Source organism: Streptomyces sp. GQ60, assembly GCF_059758875.1.
This window is the reverse complement of the sequence record NZ_JCAXEG010000024.1, coordinates 31,964-50,005: the sequence shown is the minus strand read 5'-3', so window position 1 is coordinate 50,005 and position 18,042 is coordinate 31,964. Positions and strand designations below refer to the sequence as shown.

The window sequence follows — 18,042 nt, the reverse complement described above, 5'->3', positions numbered from 1 at the left end:
ATGAAGTAGCCGAGCCCGCCCACCACCACGACGAGACAGGTCACGAAGAGGAAGCGCATCCTCAGCCGCCCTTCAGCACGCACTGGTAGGGCTGCTGTTCCCCCTGCGGGGTGCAGCCGGCCGCCACGATCTTCCATCCCCCGCTGAACTGAGACAGGAACAGCGTGTCGCCGGCGAGGCGCAGCACGGCTTGACGTCCGTAGACCTCGGTCGCGCGCACGGCGCCGCCCTTCGGCAGCTCCTCTGCCCCGAGCGCGTCGGCGCAGGCCTTTCCCTCGTCCTGCTCCAACTGCCCGAGCGTCTCGGGTGCGAGCAGCCGGCAGGCCGCCGCGTGATCCCCGGTGGCCAGCGCCCGCTCGAACCCCCATCCCGCGGCCCGCGCCCCGTCCACCCGAGCCGCGGGTGCTCCGCAACCGCCGGCGAGGACGGCGACGGCGCCCGCACACAGGGCGGCGCGCGCGGCCTTCGCCATCACCGGTCTGCCCCGGCAGGCAGTCCTGGGGGACGGGACCGGGTTCACGCGCCTTCTCCTCGGGGAGCACCACCACAGAGCCATCTCGTACATGTGCCCCGCCCGAGCCCACGAACCCTCGTCGTCCGTCGCAGACCACCCGGTCGGCCGCAGGCGGCGACCCGACACGACGGGACGGGTCACGGCGGGTGGGCGCCCGCCACGAACGACTCGCGGTCATCGCGGCAGAACCGGTGCGCCTCGACTACCCGGGTGCGTCGTGGGCAGGCGTCGGAAGAGGGCGAGCGCCAGGGGAGTCGGCCCTGACCCCCGCGCCGAGGCCCGGCAGCGGGAAGGAGTACTCGTGAAGGCCTTGAGACGGCGTATCCGCAGAAAGATCAGGCACCATCGGGCTCGCCGCTGGACGCCTCGGGCCCTCGTGCGCCGGATGTTCGTGCAGCTGATGGAGTGGGGCGTTCGGGCGACGCTGTGGGGGATGCGCGGCGATGCGTCGCCTGTTGCGCGCCGCGCTGCCCTGGCTTTGGGTCGGGCTTCACTCCATGAACTCGACGGGGAGGACGATGGCCGCCGGCGCGCCTTCCGCCGTCTGCTTCCACACACGAACGTAGTGGGCCGTCACGGCCCACGAGCCGAGATCCGCGATGTCGGCACCGTACTCCTGCCAGGTCGCGCCCCGTTCGCCCTCGTCGGTGAGCGCGGTGTCCGGCCTGGACTCCCAGACGGTGATCTTGGTGAACCCGCGCAGTCGTTGGTGGAAGGCATCGTCGGGGTCGGCGGGTACCGCGGGGGCCCGGAGGGACGAGAGTCGGCTCATCCCCAGGTGGGCGAGCGAGTAGACGACCGCCACGCCTCCCTCGTCACCGCTGTCGGGGGGCACCGTGACGGCGGTCCCCGCATATCGCGGCGCCTCGTAGAGCGTGGCTCCGACCATCTGATCAAGGTGGCCCGCCATCACCGCACCTCATCTCCTGCCTGACGGCGCTCTCCCCGCACCGGACCGCATTCCTGGTGGCCGGGCCAAGCGAGCGCCGGGCACATGCGTGCTTCTGCCGGTCGCGGGTAGAGGCATATATCGGCATATACCCGTATAGGGATGGTCCGAAGATGAGTGCCAGCGAGAAGATGAAGGCCACGGCGGAGCAAGTGGTCCGAAGGTGGTGCGGAAGACCGCGCACGCCTTCGGCAACGAGACCACCGCCGCCAAGGGAGCCGCTCTGGAGGCCCGCGGGAAGGGCCGGGGCGCCAAGGAGAGGGGAAAGGACGCTTTCGAGCGCTGACCCCGTAGGGCCAACGGATCCGCACGTCTTATGTGAAGAAGAGGCACGCCATGGGCATCATCGGCTGGATTCTGATGGGGCTTATCGCCGGAATCATCGCGAAGTTCTTGATGCCGGGGAAGGACCCCGGCGGCTGCGTCGTCACGCCGCTCATCGGCGTCGCGGGAGGCCTCCTGGGCGGGTGGCTCGGCAAGGTCATCTTCGGAGTCGACTCCATCGACGGCTTCTTCGAGATCTCCACATGGATCGCCGCCATTGTCGGCTCCCTCATTCTGCTGGTCCTCTACCGGCTCTTCCTTCGAGCCAAAGACTGAAATCCGGACGGGTGCGGGTTCCGCCGGGCGACGGGCGGGACCCTCAGTCGCGGGGCAGCAGCGGACCCAGCGGACCGAGGTCGAGGTTGAGGTCTTCCAGTGAGTAGCCGTGCTGAGCACACAGGTCGGCCAGGCTGTCGTGGAGGGCCAGGAGGGTCGCTCCCAGTTCCTCTTCCTGCGCGTCGGTGAGGTCTCCGGCGTCCACACGGCGCAGGGCCTGGCGTTCGATGAGCTGGCGGAGGAGCTCGACGACGGTGAGGACGAGCTTGAGGAGGTCTTCCCCGACGGTCTCGGGGTCCGTGCGGAGGCGGCCGGCGGGGCGCGGCTGCCGGCCATGGGCCTCGGGGGCCTCGGGGGCCTCGGGGGGCGCCTCAACGAGGCGGAAGGCACGGGTGAGGCTGTCACCGACGTCCTGCAGGGCGCCCGAAGGGGGTGGCAGGGCGTCTTCAGGGTTCATCGCGGCCGCCGTCCTGTGCCCGGGGGGCCGTCTCGGAGCTGACGGAGACGATCAGAGCACGCAGGGAGATGCGCACCAGGTCGATGTCGGCGATGGACAGGACGATGTCACCGGTCAGGACCACGCCACCGCTGAGGAGCCGGTCAAGGAGATCGACGAGGGCGACGTGGCGGCCGGGCAGGGGCTCGCCGTGATCCGTGAGCGTCATGGCGGCGGCCCGGAGCTGTCGGCCTCGGGCGTGGCGAAGGAGTACGGAGCCCAGGGACCGGTGACCTCGATGCGCAGATCCGGGAAGTCGCGGGCGGCGGCGGCGATCGCGCTTCGGAACTCGTCGGCTTGGCCGTCGGGCACGAGGTAGGCGTTGTTGAGTACGTTTTCGAGCGAGCCGGTGAGAGCGCCGCGCTGGGGTGCGTGGCGTACGCATCGGGTGGCGTGGCGGGCGGCGATGGCTTCGACGACTTCGGCGGCGTGCCGGGCGTGGTCGTGGACGGCTTCGCGGGCATGGTGCTGGGCCTTGCGGGCCTGGAGGTAGGCCCGGCCCGGGCTGGTGGGCGCCGCGTTCCGGGCGGGGGGTTCCGCTCCCCCGAGGGGGCCGGCACCGGCCGGGGCGGGATCGAGGTAGATCTTGACGCCGTACTCGGTGGGGGCGTGGAGCTGGTCCAGGCGCTGCGTGAAGGCGGCGTGCCGGCGGGTGAGGGCTTCGCGGGCCCGCTGGTCGTCCTGGGGGCAGCGGGCCGGAGAACCGCAGGTCCACGCCGCTGCCGAGGTCGCGCGCCAGGTTGGCCTGCGCGGTACGCAGAGCCTCCTTGTTTTCGTCCGGTACGAGGAGGGAGAGGTTGAGGAAGTCGCTCCCGGAGGCGGGGTGGGACAGGTACTCGCGGGAGAAGGGGACGAGGTTCTCTGTCAGGCCGGCCGCCACGGCCTCCTGGCGGGCCCGCACCTCCCGGGCGACCATTTCCCCCAGAGCGAGCGGGAGGCCGGGGTCCCGGTCGCCGCCACGGATCCGGTCGTTGAGGTCTCTCGCCTCGGGCAGATCCTGGAGGATCTCTTCCAGGAGCGGTTCCTCATCGCTCTGCGAGGCCCTGACGTGGTACTCCGCACAGCCCTCGAGACGCTGGAGCGCGCCGAGGTAGTTCTCCCCGTTGGATTCGAGGGCCTGGCGGACCGCGAGGTCGTCGGGGGCGACGTAGCCGAACTGCAGGGGCAGGATCACCCCGTCGGCCATCAGCTGTTGTTGGACCTGTTGGTGCGCGGTCAGATCGCGGCGTTTGGGCCGGATCTCCTCGACGATGTCGCTTACCACCGCGCACAGGGACCCCTCGGTGACCGTGCGCAGCGGGGAAGGCTCGGAGCCGACGCCGGTGATGCCGTCCAGGCGGCAGGGGTGGTCCTTCGCGGTGATCGAATTCGCCAAAGGCGTCCGCGACGTCTCGCGCGACGACGACACCACCAGCGACTGGAAGGTGAAGGTCGGGCCCTCCACCCGAAGCTGGAAAGCCACCGTTCAGGAACAGGTACCCGACGACCGCATCGTGTGGACCTCCCAAGGCGCCAAGGGAACCACCCGGGGCTGCGTCACCTTCCACGAACTCGCCCCGTCGCTGACCCGCATCGTCATCGTCGTCGAGTACCACCCCTCCGGGCTGTTCGAGAAGACCGGCAATCTGTGGCGTGCGCAGGGCCGCCGACTGCGTTTGGACCTCAAGAACTTCCTGCGCCACACCATGCTCCCCACCGACGAACCAGAGGGCTGGCGCGGCGAGATCCGCGACGGCGAGGTCGTCCGGACCCACGAGGAAGCCCTGGAAGAAGAACAAGCCGAAGAGGGAGAGGACGACGAGTACGAAGAGGACGAGGGAGAGGCCGAGGAACCGAGCGGAGAAGAAGCCGAGCACGAGGACGAGGCCGAGGGCGAGGACACGGATGACGAAGCCGACGAGGACGAACCGGAGGAAGAAGCCGAGGAGGATGAGTACGAAGCCCCTCCGCCCCGCCGACGCCGACGCCGGCAGCCCGCGTGAGCACGCATTCAGGACAGCCATCGTCATGAACGGCGGGATACCGCGTGACCACCCGGGTAGCCGGATCACATGGGCACCACGACCGAGACCACGCCGCTGCACGCCGTCGCGCTGGTCTGCACGCCGTCCCCCTCGCCGAAGCGGTCCAGCCGGCTGTTGCTGGCCGAGCAGGCCATGGCCGCTCTGGGCGATCACGGCGTCACCGGAAAGGTGGTCCGGATCTCCGAGCACGACGTCGCACCGGGCGTCGATGCCGACACGGGAGGCGGTGACGCCTGGCCGGAGATCCGGAACACGGTCCTGGGCTGCGACATTCTGATCCTGTCCACGCCCGTCCGGCTCGGCCCCCGCTCCAGCCTCGCCCAGCACGTCCTGGAACGCCTCCACGCCGAGCTGGGCGAAAGCACGACACCGGCCGCAAGCACACCTACGGCGAGGTCGCCGCCATCTGCGTCGTAGGCAACGACGTCGGCGCCCGCAAGGTCTGCGCCGACCTGTTCCCCCGACCTGTTCCAGGCGCTCAACGACGTCGGCTTCACCCTCGCGCCGAGGGCCGTCACCTACTGGGTCGGCGAATCCGCGCACCGCGCCGACTACCAGGACCTCGACAGGGCACCCGAGAAGACCGCGGCCACCACGAAGTCCCTCGCGGCCAACACCGCCCACCTTGCGCGCCGCCTCAAGGCGGCCCCCTACCCGCCCTCTCCCTGATCACCGACCACCCCACCGTGCCGAAAGGAATCCGCTATGCGCTCCCAAGACCAGACACGTCTCACCGATCCGGTGTCCCTCCACCCCCGTCCCCCGTTTCCCGAGCAGGACCAGGACCATCCGGGCTGGACCGAGGCAATGGATCCCCGCCCGGATCACGGCGAGGACACCTACCAGGGGCACGACCTGCTGAGGGGCCGCAGGGCGCTGGTCACCGGAGGCGATTCGGGGATCGGACGGGCCGTCTGCCTGGCCTTCGCGCGGGAGGGCGCCGATGTCGTCTTCACCCACCTGCCCGAGGAGGCGGACGAAGCGGACGAGACCGCACGCCTGATCCGCCATGCCGACCGCACCGCCGTGGCGGTCGCGTGCGACATCCGGCACGAAGACGAGTGCACCGCTCTCGTCGACCGAGCAGTGAACGAGCTGGGCGGCATCGACCTGCTCGTCAACAACGCCGCCTACCAGATGGCCCAGCCGGACGGGATCGGGGCGATCACCACCGAACAGTTCGACCGGGTGATGAAAACCAACCTGTACGGGATGTTCTGGCTCACCAAGGCCGCGCTGGCTCACATGCCCCGAGGCGCCTCGGTGATCAACACGGCATCCGTGCAGGGCTACCAGCCCAGCCCCCACCTCCTCGACTACGCCATGACCAAGTCCGCGATCGTCTCCTTCACCCACAGCCTGGCCCAGATGCTGGCCGAGCGCGGGATCCGGGCCAACGCCGTGGCACCGGGACCCGTCTGGACACCGCTGATCCCGGCGACGATGCCCGACCCGGCGAAGTTCGGCGAGCAATCACCGCTGGGCCGGCCCGCCCAGCCGGCGGAGATGGCACCCGCGTACGTCTTCCTCGCCTCCGCCCAGGCCTCCTACATCACCGGCGAGATCGTCAACGCCACCGGCGGAACCCCGCTGCCGTGACCCCAGACGAAGCCCTGCGCCGGATCGCCTTCCTCCTCGAATGGCGCGGGGCGTCCCCCTACCGCGTGCGGGCCTTCCACACCGCGGCCGACGCCGTCCGCAACCTGCCACCGGGCACGGTGGACGCCGCCCGGGCGGAAGGCCTGCGCGGGGTGGGGCCGGTCACCGCCGAGGTGATCGCCCAGGCATCGACCGGAGCGGTACCGAGCTACCTCGCCCGCCTCATGGCCGAAGCCGACCCGGACGCCCGGGCCGGCTGGGACCTCGCGACCGCGAGCACGGGAGACTGCCACTTGCACTCCGACTGGTCGGACGGCGGCAGTCCGCTGGAGGACATGGCCGACGCGGCCCGCGAGCTGGGCCACCAGTGGGCGGTCCTGACCGATCACTCGCCGCGGCTGACCATCGCCCACGGACTGAGCACCGAGCGGCTCGAAAGCCAACTGGAATCGGTGGCCGCCGTGAATGCCGGCCTGGGGCCGGACTTCCGGCTGCTCACCGGCATCGAGTGCGACATCCTCGACGACGGCTCGCTCGACCAGGACGAAGACCTGCTGGGCCGCCTCGACATCGTCGTGGCATCCGTCCACTCCAAGCTCCGCTCGGAACCCGAGCCGATGACCGCCCGCCTGCTGGCCGCGGTGCGCAACCCGCACGTCGACGTCCTGGGCCACTGCACAGGACGGATCATCACCGGCCGGGGGCGCCCGCAGTCCCGCTTCGACGCCGAGGCCGTGTTCGCCGCGTGCGCGGAGGCCGGCACCGCCGTGGAGATCAACTGCCGGCCCGAACGGCGCGACCCGCCGGACGACCTGCTCGCGCTGGCCGCCGCCGCGGGCTGCCGCTTCGCCGTGGACACCGACGCCCACGCCCCAGAACAGCTGCGCTGGCAGAGCACGGGCTACGCGCGCGCGGCACGCATCGGCCTGGGACCAGACCGACTGATCACGACCTGGCCGCTCGGCCGGTTGCTGACCACCAGAAGCGGTACTCACTGATCCCCCCGCCCTCCGCCCGTACGGCGGTCCGCCTCGAGGCAGCCGCCTCCGCCGAGCGGGTGAGTCGCCCCGTGCGGCCGGGCGCCCGCACCTCCGGCGGGGAAGCGATCGAGTCGGGCCGCACAGGTCGACACGAAACGCGAGGAGGCACCGTGGGACACGGCGGAAACGTGATCGCCGAGCTGATGGCCGACCACCGCGAGGTGGAAGAGATGTTCGGCCGCGTGCAGGCCATGACCGGCACCGGGCAGCAGCTCCGCGATCTCATCGACGAGATCACCATCGAACTGGTCCGGCACTCGGTCGCCGAGGAGCAATACCTCTACCCGGCGGTACGCGAGCACGTCGAGGGCGGCGGACCGATGGCGGACAAGGAGATCGAGGACCACGGCCGCATCGAGAAGATGCTCAAGCGGCTGGAGAAGACGGCCACCGACGACGCAGAGATCAGCCCACTCCTGCAGAAGCTCATGGACGAGGTCGCCTCCCACATCCAGGACGAGGAAAACCACCTCTTCCCGATGCTGAAGCGGGCCTGCACCTCGCAGCAGCTGGACGACCTCGGTGACAGGATCCGCCGCGCCAAGGCCATGGCGCCCACCCGCCCGCACCCCGCCGCACCGAGCAGCCCCACGGCCAGCAAGCTCCTCGCACCGGGCGCCGGTCTGGTGGACCGTGCACGCGACTTCGTGACCGGCCGCGGCACGTCCTGAATTCCTACGCGGGGAGGCGGGCCCGCGCGCGTGCGCACCCAGGCCCGCCTCCGGGCGGCGGTGACGTGCGTCATGCCGCACCCCCGTGGCCACCGGTTACGCTGGCCGGCCACGGCGGAGCGGCGCAGCTTCGCGCCACAGCTCGCGGACCCGTCCCGGTCCCAGGCGAGCACGCTCCCCTGGGAAGCTTCCGTGTCCGCCGATCTCACGCCCGTCATAGCCGCCGGCACACGCTGGCTGCTGACAGCCTTCCCGCCCTCCCCGGGCGCGTTCAGCCGGGCCCTGGCCGAGGCCCAGGCCCGGCAGGCCGTCACCCTCGCCGCCGCCCTGCGGTACCCGACCCCCCTCGACGCACAGCTTCTGCATCTCCTCGGCCCGGGCGGAAGCGCCCGGCTGGACCGGCTGACCGGCGCCGATCGGGGCGGCGACGCCGATGCCGACTGGCGGACATGGGTGGACGAATCCGTCGTCAGCTGGGCCGCCTGCCTCCTCGCGTCCCCCGCCCTCGCCGTGAGCGGCCACCACCTCGTCGATCGGGGCCAGGCCGGCGATGTCACCCGCCTCACCGGCCCGGTGACCACGAACAGGACGCCGCGCCCTTGCTGCGCCACCCCGACCTGCTCGAACCGGTCGCCGCCCTCCACAGGCCGCTGCTGCTGGACCTGCTGGGCGAAAACGCCGCCCTGGGATAGGACAAGCCCTGCCGCTTCGGCACCCACCGGTTCACCCGGGCGCCGGTGTCAGTCCTCGCGAAGCACCCGCACGCTCATGACGTTCCTGTCGACCGCGTCCGGGACGACCATGCCCGCCCCGACTCCGGAGCGCAGGTAGCGCAGTACGTCGGCGGTGAGGCGTTCGCCGGGCACCGCCGCCGGGATGCCCGGAGGGTAGGGGGTCAGCATCTCGGCGGTGATCCGTCCGTCCGCCTTCTCCCAGGGCACCTGCTCGGTCGGCCCGAAGTAGGCGTCGCGGGGCAGGGCCGCCTGTTCCAGCCTCAGCAGGGACGGTGGCGGGACGTCGACCGGCTGACCGGTGCGCAGCCGCGGGACGTGTGCGGCCAGGTCGGTCAGGGCGTGCAGCAGGGCCTCGGCCGTGCCGTGGTCGTCGGCGTGCGTGAGCTGGGCGCTGATGCGGCGGTGGTCGGCGATGTGGAGGTTGATCCGGTGGTTCGCCCGCAGCCAGTCGGCGGCCTCGTAGCCGGTGACCCCCCACGCGCTGAGGTCGATGATGATCTGCAGGGGGTCCATGTCCGCGGCCTTGCCGGGCCCGCAGAAGTCCTCCCGGCCGTGGACCCGCATGCCGTCGATGCGGGAGATCCGGTCGCGGACCTCGTGCGCCAGGGCGAGCGCGTCGTCGTAGAGGACCCTCCCCTGCTCGACCATCTGCCGACGCCAGCCGTCCAGCGCCGCGTACACGAGCACGGAGGAGCTCGTGGTGCCGAGCAGGTCCTCGCGGCTCCTGAGCACCTCGGGCTCGACCAGGTCCCCCTGGAGGTGGAAGACCGAGCTCTGCTCCAGCCCTGAGCCCATCTTGTGGACGGAGGTCACGCAGACGTCGGCTCCGGCGTCCATGGCCCAGGTCGGAAGGTCGGGGTGGAAGGGCAGGTGGGCGCCCCATGCCTCGTCGACGATCAGGGGGCGGCCCCGCCGGTGGCAGACCTCGGCGATGGCGGCCGAGTCCGAGCAGGTGCCGTACGGGGTCGGCGTGGCGACCAGGGCTCCGCGGGCGTCGGGATGCTCGGCGAAGGCCGCCTCGAAGGCCTCGGCGGACGGCGGGTGCGCCAGGTGCCGTTCGGCATCCCACTGCGGGTCTACCCAGACGGGCCGGATGCCCGAGAGGATCAGGCCCGAGACGACGGACTTGTGGGCGTCCCGGCCCACCAGCAGCTTCTCGTGCGGTCCGGCCACGGACAGCATCGCCGACTTCACCGACAGAGAGCTGCCGCACGTGGAGAAGAAGGCGTGGTCGGCGCCAACGGCCTCGGCCATCAGTGCCTCCGCCGCCTTCACCACGGCGTGGGAGGAGGTGCGGTCGTCCAGCCCGCTGGTGGCCAGCACGTCGGAGCGGAACACCGCGTCGCCGAGCACGGCGCGGACGCGCGGATCCGCTCCCTTCCCCTGCTTGTGACCCGGAGGCGTGAACGGTGTCTGCCCGCTGTCGTGATAAGCGGCCAATGCCTCGAGTACCGGTGCCTTCGACTGATTCATGGTCCGCGCCTGCCCGGCGGCAGCCGGCGAAAACAGCCCCGCACGGAGTCCCCCGGCAACGGCTGACGTCGTGTGCGGCTCTCAGCCGGCCTCGCTCAGGACGCGGACGGCTCCGTCGGCCAGTTCGACGCGGACCAGCGCCGCCGCGAGCCTCGGAAGGTCGTCGGCGGCGACGAGGCGCGCCAGACCGTCAGGCGAATGCGGAAGTCCCAGCGAGGCGGCCGCACGGCGCGCCCGCGCGTCGAAGGCCGGGCGCAGCTCGGGCCATACGCCCTGGGCCTCGCGGCCGAAGATGTCCGCTCCGACCGGCCCGATGCGCGGGAACTCGCGCAACAGCTCGCGGATTCGGTCCGGATCCCCGTCGGCCTCCTCGCGCAGCCGGCGCAGGTCCCCGCCGTACCGGTCGAGAACGAGGTCGGCGCCGGCGCCGAGCGCGGTGGACGTGCTCTCGTCGTAGCGGCGGTAGTGGGCGCGGCCGAGTGCGTCCACCCGTTCCTGCCACGAGGCCGCCGCCATCGCCCGCGGCGTGCGCATCCCGGCCCCGAACAGTTCGCGGGCCGCGGCCACCGCGATGTCCGCCTTGATGCGGACCGAGAAGAGCACGCAGAGCGTCAGCAGCTGGTACAGCGGCGCCGGTGTGTTCTGCAGCCGGATGCCGGCTTCCCGCGCATGGGTCTGCCCGTACTCCTCCAGTAGGCGCTTCACCGTGACGGACGTGGACATGATGACCTTCAGACCGTGCTCGTTCGTACGTCCTCGAAGCGGCTGCGGGCCCGGGGCAGCGAGCGGGGCCCCGGCGGGTCCTTCCACGGGTTGTCCTCCAGCAGGCCGTCGGCGTCGGCCATCGTCCAGCGGCGTGCGCCGAGGGCCGGGTCGTCGACGTCGGCCCAGGCGATGGGCGCGGCGACCGGGGCTCCGGGGCGGGCTCGGACGGCGTAGGGCACCACGGCGGTCTGGGCGTAGGCGTTGCGCTGTACGTCGAGGTAGAGGCGGCCCCGGCGGGCCTTCTTCCGCTGCTCGGTGGTGAGCTCGCCGGGGTGGCGGTGGGCCAGCAGGTCCGCGACGTCGCGCGCGAAGTCCCGTACCTCGTCGAAGGGCGCGCCGCGGTCGAGGGGTACGAGGACGTGCAGACCGCGGGACCCGGTCGTCATCACGAGGGACGGCAGGTCCAGTTCCTCCAACAGCTCGTGCAGGGCGAGCGCCGCGCGGCGCACCAGGGCGAAATCCTCGCCGGGCGGGTCGAGGTCGAAGACGAGGCGGTCGGGAAAGTCGGGCCGGTCGGCCTTGGAGAGGAAGCGGTGCGGCGTGATGCACGCCTGGTCGGTGAGGTAGAGCAACGTGGCCGTGTCGTCGCAGACGGCGTACGTGACGGTGCCGCCCTCCTTGGGCAGCTCGGCCCGGTGGATCCAGTCGGGGAAGTGTGCGGACACCTCCTTCTGCATGAAGGCGGGGCCGTCGATCCCGTCGGGATGGCGCTCCAGCATGAGCGGGCGGCCTCGCAGGTGGGGCAGCATGCGCCGGGCCACCGTGCGGTAGTACGCGGCCAGGTCTGCCTTCGTGAAGCCGTCCTGGGGGAAGAGCACCTTGTCCGGACGGCTCAGTTCCACCGTGTGGCCGCTCACCCGGACACGCTTCGTCGTCGTGGTCATCAGGTCCTCCCGACGGGCCGGCCGCGGTGGGCGACGCCTCGGGACCTGCCGCTCCGCGGGCCGTTCATGCCCGGTCACCGCCGTGGCGCGCGGCTTCGGCCGCCACCTGTCCCAGAGTGCGGCCGGTACGGGCCGAGCGTGCCCGGCGGGGGGCGGGCGCCCCCGCCGAATCGGCGCGGCCGTCGGCGTGCTTCACGAGCAGCCAGGCTTCGCGCCCGCCGTCCTCATCGGTGCGGAAGCGGGTCAGCGAGTAGCCGCCGTGCAGCTTGTGGCCGTAGAGCCGGAACGAGGCATGTCCCTGCTCGAGCGCCCGGGACAGCGGGATCTCCCGGCCGTCCCGGCCGGAGGAAAGATTGCGGTACGTGCCTTCGTCCCACACGATCACCGTGCCGCCGCCGTACTCGCCCTGCGGAATCACGCCCTCGAAGTCCCGGTATTCCAGGGGGTGGTCCTCGGTCGGCGTCGCGAACCGCTTGTCGTGCGGATCCTTCGACGGCCCCTTGGGTACGGCGAACGACTTCAGCACGCCGTCCGCTTCCAGGCGGAAATCGAAGTGCATGCTCCGTGCGTCGTGGATCTGGACCACGAACGAGGGCCGCTCGGCGGGCTTCCCGGCCGCCCGTGCACCGGGCCGCCGGGAACGGCGCCCTTCGGGTTCGGCAGTCTTGGAGAAGTCGCGCCGCTGCTGGTAGCGCGCCAGTGCCTCCTTGGCCGTCATTCCGCCTCCTCACGCTCCTTCTCGGCGGTCGGCCGATCGCGTGCTGCTCCCTGGGTCCGCGTCGAAGCGACGGACCCCTCCCGTGGCGGCTACCCGGGCTTCCCCACGGGAACCGTCCGTACCGGCACGGGTCCGCAAGGGTCTTCGCGTGCGTGCCCCCGCGTGCGCGGATCAGACTGACTCGACGCGGCCCGGGAACTCAGGCGTGGAGGCGGCTGTTGGGGCCTTCCAGGTCGCCCGCGCTTTCGTCGTTGAACCAGTAGTCCCCGGCGGCCAGATACCGGAACGAGTGGACGCTCGCGCTGGGCAGCTCGACCGTGACCGCGCGCTTGCCGTCCTTGCGGGTCTTGAGCGTGTGGACGCCGGGCCGCCAGTCGTTGAAATCGCCCACCACGCTGACCGGGCCGGGCGGGGTGTCGGCGGGAAGGATGAACGTGACCTGGGTGCGGTCCTTCTTCAGCGTGCGCTCCAGCATGGACGGGCTCCTCACGACAGCGGCGGATGGTGGCAGACACCCATCGTCGGCGCGGGGCGGTTCGGCCGCACCCCGAGGCCGCGCATCGACCCGGACCTCACCCGCCCGCCACACAGCGTGACGCACATGGTGCGCGGCGTCACCGCGTGTGTCAGCGTGGCGGAGAGGAATCGAGCGCGGCGGCACCGGACGCGCGACGAAGCCCCACGCACGCAGGGCCCGGCCGGGGCCGTAGTCACCCGGCCGGGCCCTGTCACGTGCCCCGCCGTCGGCGGACGTCCGCGCTACGCCGATTGGCCCCGGCTTGCACCGGAGCCACACATGGGGTTGCTTCGAAGGAGGTGTGTACAGGGTTCCGTCTCCCCTCATGGGGGTGAGCCACCATGATGTTCACTGATCGCGCGGACGCCGGACGGCATCTCGCCGAAGCCCTGCGTCACCTGGAGGCGGCGCATCCCGTCGTCCTGGGCCTGCCCCGTGGCGGAGTCCCGGTGGCGTTCCAGGTGGCGCGGGCGCTGGGCGCCCCACTCGATGTGATCGTGGTCCGAAAGCTCGGGGTCCCGCACCACCGGGAGCTGGGATTCGGTGCCATCGGCGAGGGAGGCGTCCGGGTCATCAGCGACGACATCGTGCGCCGGAGCCGGGTCGGGAAGGAGGACCTCACGGCCGTCGAGCACGCCGAGGAGGCGGAACTCGCACGCCAGGCACGGAGGTTCCGCGACGATCGTCCGCGCGTGCCGCTCGACGGCCGGACGGTGGTCGTGGTGGACGACGGGATCGCCACCGGCTCCACGGCCGCAGCCGCGTGCGCGGTCGTGCGGGCGATGGGTGCGGCCCGGGTGGTTCTGGCCGTTCCGGTGGCGCCGCCGGATGCCGTCGCCCGGCTGCGCACCGAAGCGGACGAGGTGGTGTGCCTCTCCGCACCACCCGCCTTCCGCGCCGTCGGGGAGTGGTACCAGGACTTCTCCCAGACCTCCGACGACGAGGTCGTCGTCCTGCTGGCGCGAGCCGCGGAGGGCCTCGCAGCGCGTCGGCCCGCCCGGGCCGCCGAGGTGGTGGTGGACGCGGGCGGTGTCAGGCTGGCCGGGGACCTCACACTGCCGAAGGATGCCGGGGCGGTCGTCATGTTCGCCCACGGCTCCGGCAGCAGCCGCCACAGCCCGCGCAACCGGTCGGTCGCGACGGCCCTGCACGGGGCGGGCCTGGGCACCCTGCTCTTCGACCTGCTCACGCCGGCGGAGGAGGCCGACCGCGCGAACGTCTTCGACATCGAGACCCTCAGCCGGAGGCTGGCGGACGCCACCCGCTGGCTGCGGCACCTCCAGACCGTCCCGATCGGCTATTTCGGAGCGAGCACCGGAGCCGCCGCAGCGTTGCGGGCCGCCGCGTCCGCCGACGCGGACATCGGCGCCGTGGTCTCCCGTGGCGGCCGGCCCGACCTCGCCGGGCCACGCATCGCCGACGTACGGGCGCCCACGCTCCTCATCGTGGGCAGCCGCGACACGCAGGTGCTCGACCTCAACCGGCGGGCCCAGCGGGAACTGCGCTGCGTGAACCGGCTCGAAGTCGTCCCCGGCGCCACGCACCTGTTCGAGGAACCGGGAGCGCTGGACGAAGTGGCCGGCCTTGCCCTGGACTGGTTCACGAAGCACCTGGTGGCAGCGGCCGGGTAGCACGTTTCCCAGCCGCCCCGCGGGCGCCTCCTGGTCACGGGACCGGGACGGCGCCACACTGGAGGGTCCACGATCCCGCACCGGCAGGAGCGACGTGCCCGTCCCGATCATCATCGACTGCGATCCCGGACACGACGACGCCCTCGCGATCATGCTGGCGGCCGGGGACCCCGCGGTCGATCTGCTGGCCATCACCACGGTCGCGGGCAATCAGACACTCGACAAGACCACCCTGAACGCGCGGCGCGTGTGCACGGTGGCCGGGATCACCGATGTGCCCATCGCGGCGGGCTGCGGCCGGCCGCTCGTCCAGGCGCTCGGCGTCGCGGGCGACGTGCACGGCGCCTCCGGCCTCGACGGGCCGGTGTTCCCTGAGCCCACCGTGGACGTCGTACCGGAGCACGCGGTGGACCTCATCCACCGGATGCTGACCGGGCATCCGGAGCCGGTCACTCTCGTACCGACGGCGCCGTTGACCAACATCGCCCTCCTGTTGACCCGCTTTCCGCAGGACGCTTCCCGCATCCGCGAGATCGTCCTGATGGGCGGATCGACGGAGCGGGGCAACCGGACCCCGGCAGCAGAGTTCAACATCCTCACGGATCCGGAGGCCGCGGACATCGTCTTCCGCAGCGGCGTGCCCGTCACCATGTGCGGTCTCAACGTCACTCACCAGGCGCTGGCCACGCCCGAGGTGGTGGCCCGCTTCGAGGCGCTCGGTCCACCCCTCGGGCCCATGTGCGCCGACTTGTTGACCTTCTTCGCGTCCACGTACCGCACGCTGTGGGGGTTCCCGCACCCGCCGCTGCACGACCCCGTCGCGGTGGCCCGGGTCATCGATCCCGGGCTCGTGCACTGTGTGGACGCGAACGTCGTCGTGGAGTTGCACGGCCGCTACACGCGCGGCGCCACCGTGGTGGACCTGCAGGGTTACGTCGACCGCCCGGTCAACGCCCGAGTCGCGGTGGATTTGGAGACCGACCAGTTCTGGGACCGGATGATCGCCGCCGTCAGGGCCCTCGGGGCCCGTACGCCGGGCGAGCGGAGATAGGGGACACGATGCATGTGCTGGGCAGCAGGATCCTGCTGCGTCCCGTGGATCCCGAGCGCTCACGCGCCTTCTACGGCGACGCCCTGGGGCTCGCCGTCTACCGCGAGTTCGGCACCGGACCCGAGCGGGGGACGGTCTACTTCCTCGGCGGCGGGTTCCTCGAGGTATCGGGGCGCGCCGAGGCGCCGCCCGCGCCCGGTCTTCGCCTGTGGCTCCAAGTCGCGGACGTGCGGGCGGCGTACGAGGAACTGCGCGGCCGCGGCGTCGAAGTACTGCGGCCGCCACGGCGCGAGCCCTGGGGCCTGATCGAGATGTGGATCGCCGACCCCGACGGCGTGCGCATCGCCGTAGTGGAGGTGCCGGCGGACCACCCGCTGCGCTTTCGCCCCTGACCGGGTACGGGCTCGCCGCGGCGGCTGACGGGTGCGGACCTCTGCGGGGCCGCGGCACGACCGAAGCCCGGGCCGTGCTCGACGAACATCACCGGCCGTGTCAGGGGGCCGTGGGCGGCTCTTCCACCACGGAGCCGCCTCGGATCGATTCCGCCGGCGGCCGTTCGCGCAGGGCCCCGTAGCCGATGAAATAGGCCGGCACCTGATTCAGCCACCGCGAGTCGGTGACGAGCTCCGTCAGCCGCTTCGCCGCCCGCGGGTGGCCGAACGCGGTGCGCCCGGCCAGCAGGGGTTCGATGACCTGGGCGTGGGCCAGGCGTTGCAGGCCCTGGGTCGCCACCGTCGTGGGCATGCGGCGGCGCTGTACGCGGCGTACGTCGTGCAGTCCTACCGTCCCCGCCCGCAGCGGTCCCACGAGGTAGCGGGCCGCTGCCACCGCGTCCTGTACGGCGAGGTTGATGCCGATGCCGAAGACCGGCGACATGGCGTGGGCGGCGTCGCCGATGCACAGCAGCCCCGGCCGGTGCCACCGGCGCAGCCGGTCCAGCCGTACGTCGAGCAGCTTGATCTCGCCCCAGGAGGTGACCGAGTGCACCCGGTCGGCCAGCCACGGGACGGCCCGCGCGAACTGGGCCGTGAACCGGTCCAGGCCTTCCGCGCGGCGCTCGGCATCGGTCCCCTTGGGGATGAGACCCGCGCACTGCCAGTAGTCGCCGCGGTCGATGAGCGCGCTGAAGAACCGCTCGCCCAGGCCTCCCACGAGCCCGCCGGGATCGCTTTCGTGACGCGGCATCCGGAACCACCAGGCGTCCATCGGGCAGGGGAAGTCCTCCAGGCCGAGCTCGGGCAGCACCCTGGCGAAGGACCCGCGGCCGTCGCAGGCGACGGTCAGCGTGGCCCGGAGTTCGCCGGTGGCGCCGTCCGCGGTGCGGTACCGCACGCCCGCCACCCGACCGCCTTCCATCAGGAAGGACGTCGCCTCGGTGTCCATGCGCAGCCGGAAGGACGGTTCCTTGCGCGCCTCATCGGCGAGTAGGTCGAGCAGGTCCCACTGCGGCACCATCGCGATGTAGTTGTACTTCCCGGGCAGCGCCCCGATGTTCCCGACCGTGACGAGGGAGCGGTCCGGCCCGATGGGCAGCTGCACCGAGGTCACGCGCCGCTGCGGCAGCCGGGCGAAGCGCTCGGCGAGGCCGATGTCTTCCAGCAGCGCCAGGGTGGACGGATGGACGGTGTCGCCGCGGAAGTCGCGTAGGAAGTCGCCGTGTTTCTCCAGCACGGTGACCTCCACCCCGGCCCGGGCCAGGAGCAGGGCCAGCACCATCCCGGCGGGCCCGCCTCCCACCACACAACAGGTCGTACGCTCCACGGCAACCCATCCCTTCGCAGACATCGGCCCAGCCCAACGACGTATACCCCACGAGGCCGTCCCGGCCGCGCACGGTCACGACGTCCCCGCCCGCCGCGTCGGCCGTGCGCCACCGCACGGGAAGGGGATCAGCGGCGCCCAGGGTTACGCTGCACGGGGTGACCAGCCCGGCTGGTCCGTACGAGGATTCCGGCGGAGAGCGATGAGGCTGCGATGAGTGAACTGACGAAGCCGGAGATCGAACTCCCGGGGGGTGATGCTCCCCAGGAGCTGACGATCCGGGACCTGGTCGTCGGGGACGGGCCGGAGGCGAAGCCGGGCAGGGTCGTCCGGGTCCACTACGTCGGGGTCACCTTCGAGTCCGGAAGGGAGTTCGACGCCTCCTGGGACCGGGGCGAGCCGTTCAAGTTCGCCGTGGGCGGTGGCAGGGTCATCAAGGGCTGGGACCGGGGTCTCAGGGGCATGAAGGTCGGCGGTCGGCGCGAGATCATCGTTCCCCCGCGGCTCGGCTACGGAAACCAGTCCCCCTCGCCCCTGATCCCGGCAGGCTCGACGCTCGTCTTCGTGGTGGACCTGCTCTCCGTGGTCTAACGAAGGCCTGCTCGTCCCAGCTGA

The 18,042-nt window shown here is 71.7% G+C and carries 19 protein-coding genes and 3 pseudogenes; 10 read left to right on the top strand and 12 right to left on the bottom strand.

Translation table 11 applies throughout. The features are described 5' to 3' along the window. Positions 1–61 precede the first annotated feature (61 nt). Together AC6CKD_RS34350 and AC6CKD_RS34345 are read right to left on the bottom strand one after the other, a co-directional pair. Positions 62–472 (bottom strand): hypothetical protein, encoded by a 411-nt coding sequence (locus tag AC6CKD_RS34350; RefSeq protein ID WP_498332771.1) that lies wholly within the window; start codon positions 470–472, stop codon positions 62–64. A gap of 532 nt (positions 473–1,004) precedes the next feature. Further along, positions 1,005–1,424, bottom strand: coding sequence for a hypothetical protein (locus tag AC6CKD_RS34345; protein WP_498332769.1), 420 nt, complete (start codon positions 1,422–1,424; stop codon positions 1,005–1,007). Positions 1,425–1,799: 375 nt separating this feature from the next. Between AC6CKD_RS34345 and AC6CKD_RS34340 the strand changes: the two genes are divergently transcribed. Continuing rightward, on the top strand, positions 1,800–2,063 hold the full coding sequence (locus AC6CKD_RS34340; protein WP_498332768.1) for a GlsB/YeaQ/YmgE family stress response membrane protein: 264 nt from the start codon (positions 1,800–1,802) through the stop codon (positions 2,061–2,063). Positions 2,064–2,106: 43 nt separating this feature from the next. Here the strand turns inward: AC6CKD_RS34340 and AC6CKD_RS34335 are convergent, their stop codons facing one another. From AC6CKD_RS34335 to AC6CKD_RS34320, 4 genes and pseudogenes are all read right to left on the bottom strand, one after another. Continuing rightward, complete coding sequence (locus AC6CKD_RS34335) at positions 2,107–2,520, bottom strand: gas vesicle protein K (protein ID WP_498332766.1); 414 nt, start codon at positions 2,518–2,520, stop codon at positions 2,107–2,109. Continuing rightward, a complete protein-coding gene (locus tag AC6CKD_RS34330) occupies positions 2,510–2,728 on the bottom strand; it encodes a gas vesicle protein (RefSeq protein ID WP_498332826.1) in 219 nt (72 codons plus the stop codon). The genes AC6CKD_RS34335 and AC6CKD_RS34330 overlap by 11 nt, the downstream gene beginning before the upstream one ends. Then, on the bottom strand, positions 2,725–3,183 hold the full coding sequence (locus AC6CKD_RS34325; protein ID WP_498332825.1) for a GvpL/GvpF family gas vesicle protein: 459 nt from the start codon (positions 3,181–3,183) through the stop codon (positions 2,725–2,727). Before AC6CKD_RS34325 ends, AC6CKD_RS34330 begins: the two co-directional genes overlap by 4 nt. 586 nt (positions 3,184–3,769) lie before the next feature. Beyond that, positions 3,770–3,967, bottom strand: a pseudogene (locus tag AC6CKD_RS34320) (hypothetical protein); the annotation flags it as partial. Here AC6CKD_RS34320 and AC6CKD_RS34315 point away from each other — a divergent pair. The 5 genes and pseudogenes from AC6CKD_RS34315 to AC6CKD_RS34295 all read left to right on the top strand — a co-directional run. Continuing rightward, positions 3,927–4,541: pseudogene (locus tag AC6CKD_RS34315) on the top strand (SRPBCC family protein); the annotation flags it as partial. The pseudogenes AC6CKD_RS34320 and AC6CKD_RS34315 sit on opposite strands and share 41 nt — an antisense overlap. 69 nt (positions 4,542–4,610) lie before the next feature. Continuing rightward, positions 4,611–5,252 (top strand): annotated as a pseudogene (locus AC6CKD_RS34310) (flavodoxin family protein). 36 nt (positions 5,253–5,288) lie between these two features. Then, on the top strand, positions 5,289–6,182 hold the full coding sequence (locus AC6CKD_RS34305) for an SDR family oxidoreductase (RefSeq protein ID WP_498332765.1): 894 nt from the start codon (positions 5,289–5,291) through the stop codon (positions 6,180–6,182). Then, complete coding sequence (locus tag AC6CKD_RS34300) at positions 6,179–7,180, top strand: PHP domain-containing protein (protein ID WP_498332763.1); 1,002 nt, start codon at positions 6,179–6,181, stop codon at positions 7,178–7,180. Before AC6CKD_RS34305 ends, AC6CKD_RS34300 begins: the two co-directional genes overlap by 4 nt. A gap of 152 nt (positions 7,181–7,332) precedes the next feature. Next, positions 7,333–7,893 (top strand): hemerythrin domain-containing protein, encoded by a 561-nt coding sequence (locus AC6CKD_RS34295; RefSeq protein ID WP_498332761.1) that lies wholly within the window; start codon positions 7,333–7,335, stop codon positions 7,891–7,893. 740 nt (positions 7,894–8,633) lie between these two features. Here AC6CKD_RS34295 and AC6CKD_RS34290 read toward each other — a convergent pair. The 5 genes from AC6CKD_RS34290 to AC6CKD_RS34270 form a co-directional block, all read right to left on the bottom strand. Further along, entirely contained in the window at positions 8,634–10,100 is a 1,467-nt protein-coding gene (locus AC6CKD_RS34290; protein ID WP_498332759.1) for an aminotransferase class I/II-fold pyridoxal phosphate-dependent enzyme, read from the bottom strand. 81 nt (positions 10,101–10,181) lie between these two features. Continuing rightward, positions 10,182–10,823 carry an endonuclease gene (locus tag AC6CKD_RS34285; RefSeq protein WP_498332757.1) on the bottom strand — a complete coding sequence of 214 codons (642 nt, stop codon included), beginning with the start codon at positions 10,821–10,823 and terminating at the stop codon, positions 10,182–10,184. Positions 10,824–10,831: 8 nt separating this feature from the next. Next, positions 10,832–11,749, bottom strand: a complete 918-nt coding sequence (gene ligD / locus AC6CKD_RS34280) for a non-homologous end-joining DNA ligase (protein ID WP_498332755.1) — start codon at positions 11,747–11,749, stop codon at positions 10,832–10,834. A gap of 64 nt (positions 11,750–11,813) precedes the next feature. Then, positions 11,814–12,467, bottom strand: a complete 654-nt coding sequence (locus tag AC6CKD_RS34275) for a DNA polymerase ligase N-terminal domain-containing protein (RefSeq protein ID WP_498332753.1) — start codon at positions 12,465–12,467, stop codon at positions 11,814–11,816. Positions 12,468–12,666: 199 nt separating this feature from the next. Next, positions 12,667–12,942 carry an isoamylase early set domain-containing protein gene (locus AC6CKD_RS34270; protein ID WP_498332751.1) on the bottom strand — a complete coding sequence of 92 codons (276 nt, stop codon included), beginning with the start codon at positions 12,940–12,942 and terminating at the stop codon, positions 12,667–12,669. A gap of 383 nt (positions 12,943–13,325) precedes the next feature. Here AC6CKD_RS34270 and AC6CKD_RS34265 point away from each other — a divergent pair, with 383 nt between their 5' ends. The 3 genes from AC6CKD_RS34265 to AC6CKD_RS34255 all read left to right on the top strand — a co-directional run bounded on the left by AC6CKD_RS34265 (position 13,326) and on the right by AC6CKD_RS34255 (position 16,058). After that, the gene (locus AC6CKD_RS34265) at positions 13,326–14,615 is read left to right on the top strand and encodes a phosphoribosyltransferase family protein (RefSeq protein WP_498332748.1); all 1,290 of its coding nucleotides are present in this window, start codon (positions 13,326–13,328) and stop codon (positions 14,613–14,615) included. A gap of 94 nt (positions 14,616–14,709) precedes the next feature. Then, positions 14,710–15,666 carry a nucleoside hydrolase gene (locus tag AC6CKD_RS34260; protein WP_498332746.1) on the top strand — a complete coding sequence of 319 codons (957 nt, stop codon included), beginning with the start codon at positions 14,710–14,712 and terminating at the stop codon, positions 15,664–15,666. 8 nt (positions 15,667–15,674) lie between these two features. Beyond that, a complete protein-coding gene (locus AC6CKD_RS34255) occupies positions 15,675–16,058 on the top strand; it encodes a VOC family protein (RefSeq protein ID WP_498332744.1) in 384 nt (127 codons plus the stop codon). Between the two features lie 100 nt (positions 16,059–16,158). Here AC6CKD_RS34255 and AC6CKD_RS34250 read toward each other — a convergent pair whose 3' ends face one another. Beyond that, the gene (locus tag AC6CKD_RS34250; protein ID WP_498332742.1) at positions 16,159–17,427 is read right to left on the bottom strand and encodes an FAD-dependent oxidoreductase; all 1,269 of its coding nucleotides are present in this window, start codon (positions 17,425–17,427) and stop codon (positions 16,159–16,161) included. A gap of 213 nt (positions 17,428–17,640) precedes the next feature. Between AC6CKD_RS34250 and AC6CKD_RS34245 the strand changes: the two genes are divergently transcribed. Continuing rightward, complete coding sequence (locus AC6CKD_RS34245; protein WP_498332741.1) at positions 17,641–18,018, top strand: FKBP-type peptidyl-prolyl cis-trans isomerase; 378 nt, start codon at positions 17,641–17,643, stop codon at positions 18,016–18,018. The last annotated feature ends 24 nt before the right edge of the window (positions 18,019–18,042 follow it).

What these genes read in the sequence shown, in the direction of transcription:
- AC6CKD_RS34345 (WP_498332769.1), bottom strand. Translation starts at nt 1,424, where the DNA reads ATGGCGGGCCACCTTGATCAGATGGTCGGAGCCACGCTCTACGAGGCG.
- AC6CKD_RS34270 (WP_498332751.1), bottom strand. Translation starts at nt 12,942, where the DNA reads ATGCTGGAGCGCACGCTGAAGAAGGACCGCACCCAGGTCACGTTCATC.
- AC6CKD_RS34335 (WP_498332766.1), bottom strand. Translation starts at nt 2,520, where the DNA reads ATGAACCCTGAAGACGCCCTGCCACCCCCTTCGGGCGCCCTGCAGGAC.
- AC6CKD_RS34350 (WP_498332771.1), bottom strand. Translation starts at nt 472, where the DNA reads ATGGCGAAGGCCGCGCGCGCCGCCCTGTGTGCGGGCGCCGTCGCCGTC.
- AC6CKD_RS34330 (WP_498332826.1), bottom strand. Translation starts at nt 2,728, where the DNA reads ATGACGCTCACGGATCACGGCGAGCCCCTGCCCGGCCGCCACGTCGCC.
- AC6CKD_RS34265 (WP_498332748.1), top strand. Translation starts at nt 13,326, where the DNA reads ATGATGTTCACTGATCGCGCGGACGCCGGACGGCATCTCGCCGAAGCC.
- ligD (WP_498332755.1), bottom strand. Translation starts at nt 11,749, where the DNA reads ATGACCACGACGACGAAGCGTGTCCGGGTGAGCGGCCACACGGTGGAA.
- AC6CKD_RS34245 (WP_498332741.1), top strand. Translation starts at nt 17,641, where the DNA reads ATGAGTGAACTGACGAAGCCGGAGATCGAACTCCCGGGGGGTGATGCT.
- AC6CKD_RS34275 (WP_498332753.1), bottom strand. Translation starts at nt 12,467, where the DNA reads ATGACGGCCAAGGAGGCACTGGCGCGCTACCAGCAGCGGCGCGACTTC.
- AC6CKD_RS34255 (WP_498332744.1), top strand. Translation starts at nt 15,675, where the DNA reads ATGCATGTGCTGGGCAGCAGGATCCTGCTGCGTCCCGTGGATCCCGAG.
- AC6CKD_RS34285 (WP_498332757.1), bottom strand. Translation starts at nt 10,823, where the DNA reads ATGTCCACGTCCGTCACGGTGAAGCGCCTACTGGAGGAGTACGGGCAG.
- AC6CKD_RS34290 (WP_498332759.1), bottom strand. Translation starts at nt 10,100, where the DNA reads ATGAATCAGTCGAAGGCACCGGTACTCGAGGCATTGGCCGCTTATCAC.
- AC6CKD_RS34305 (WP_498332765.1), top strand. Translation starts at nt 5,289, where the DNA reads ATGCGCTCCCAAGACCAGACACGTCTCACCGATCCGGTGTCCCTCCAC.
- AC6CKD_RS34340 (WP_498332768.1), top strand. Translation starts at nt 1,800, where the DNA reads ATGGGCATCATCGGCTGGATTCTGATGGGGCTTATCGCCGGAATCATC.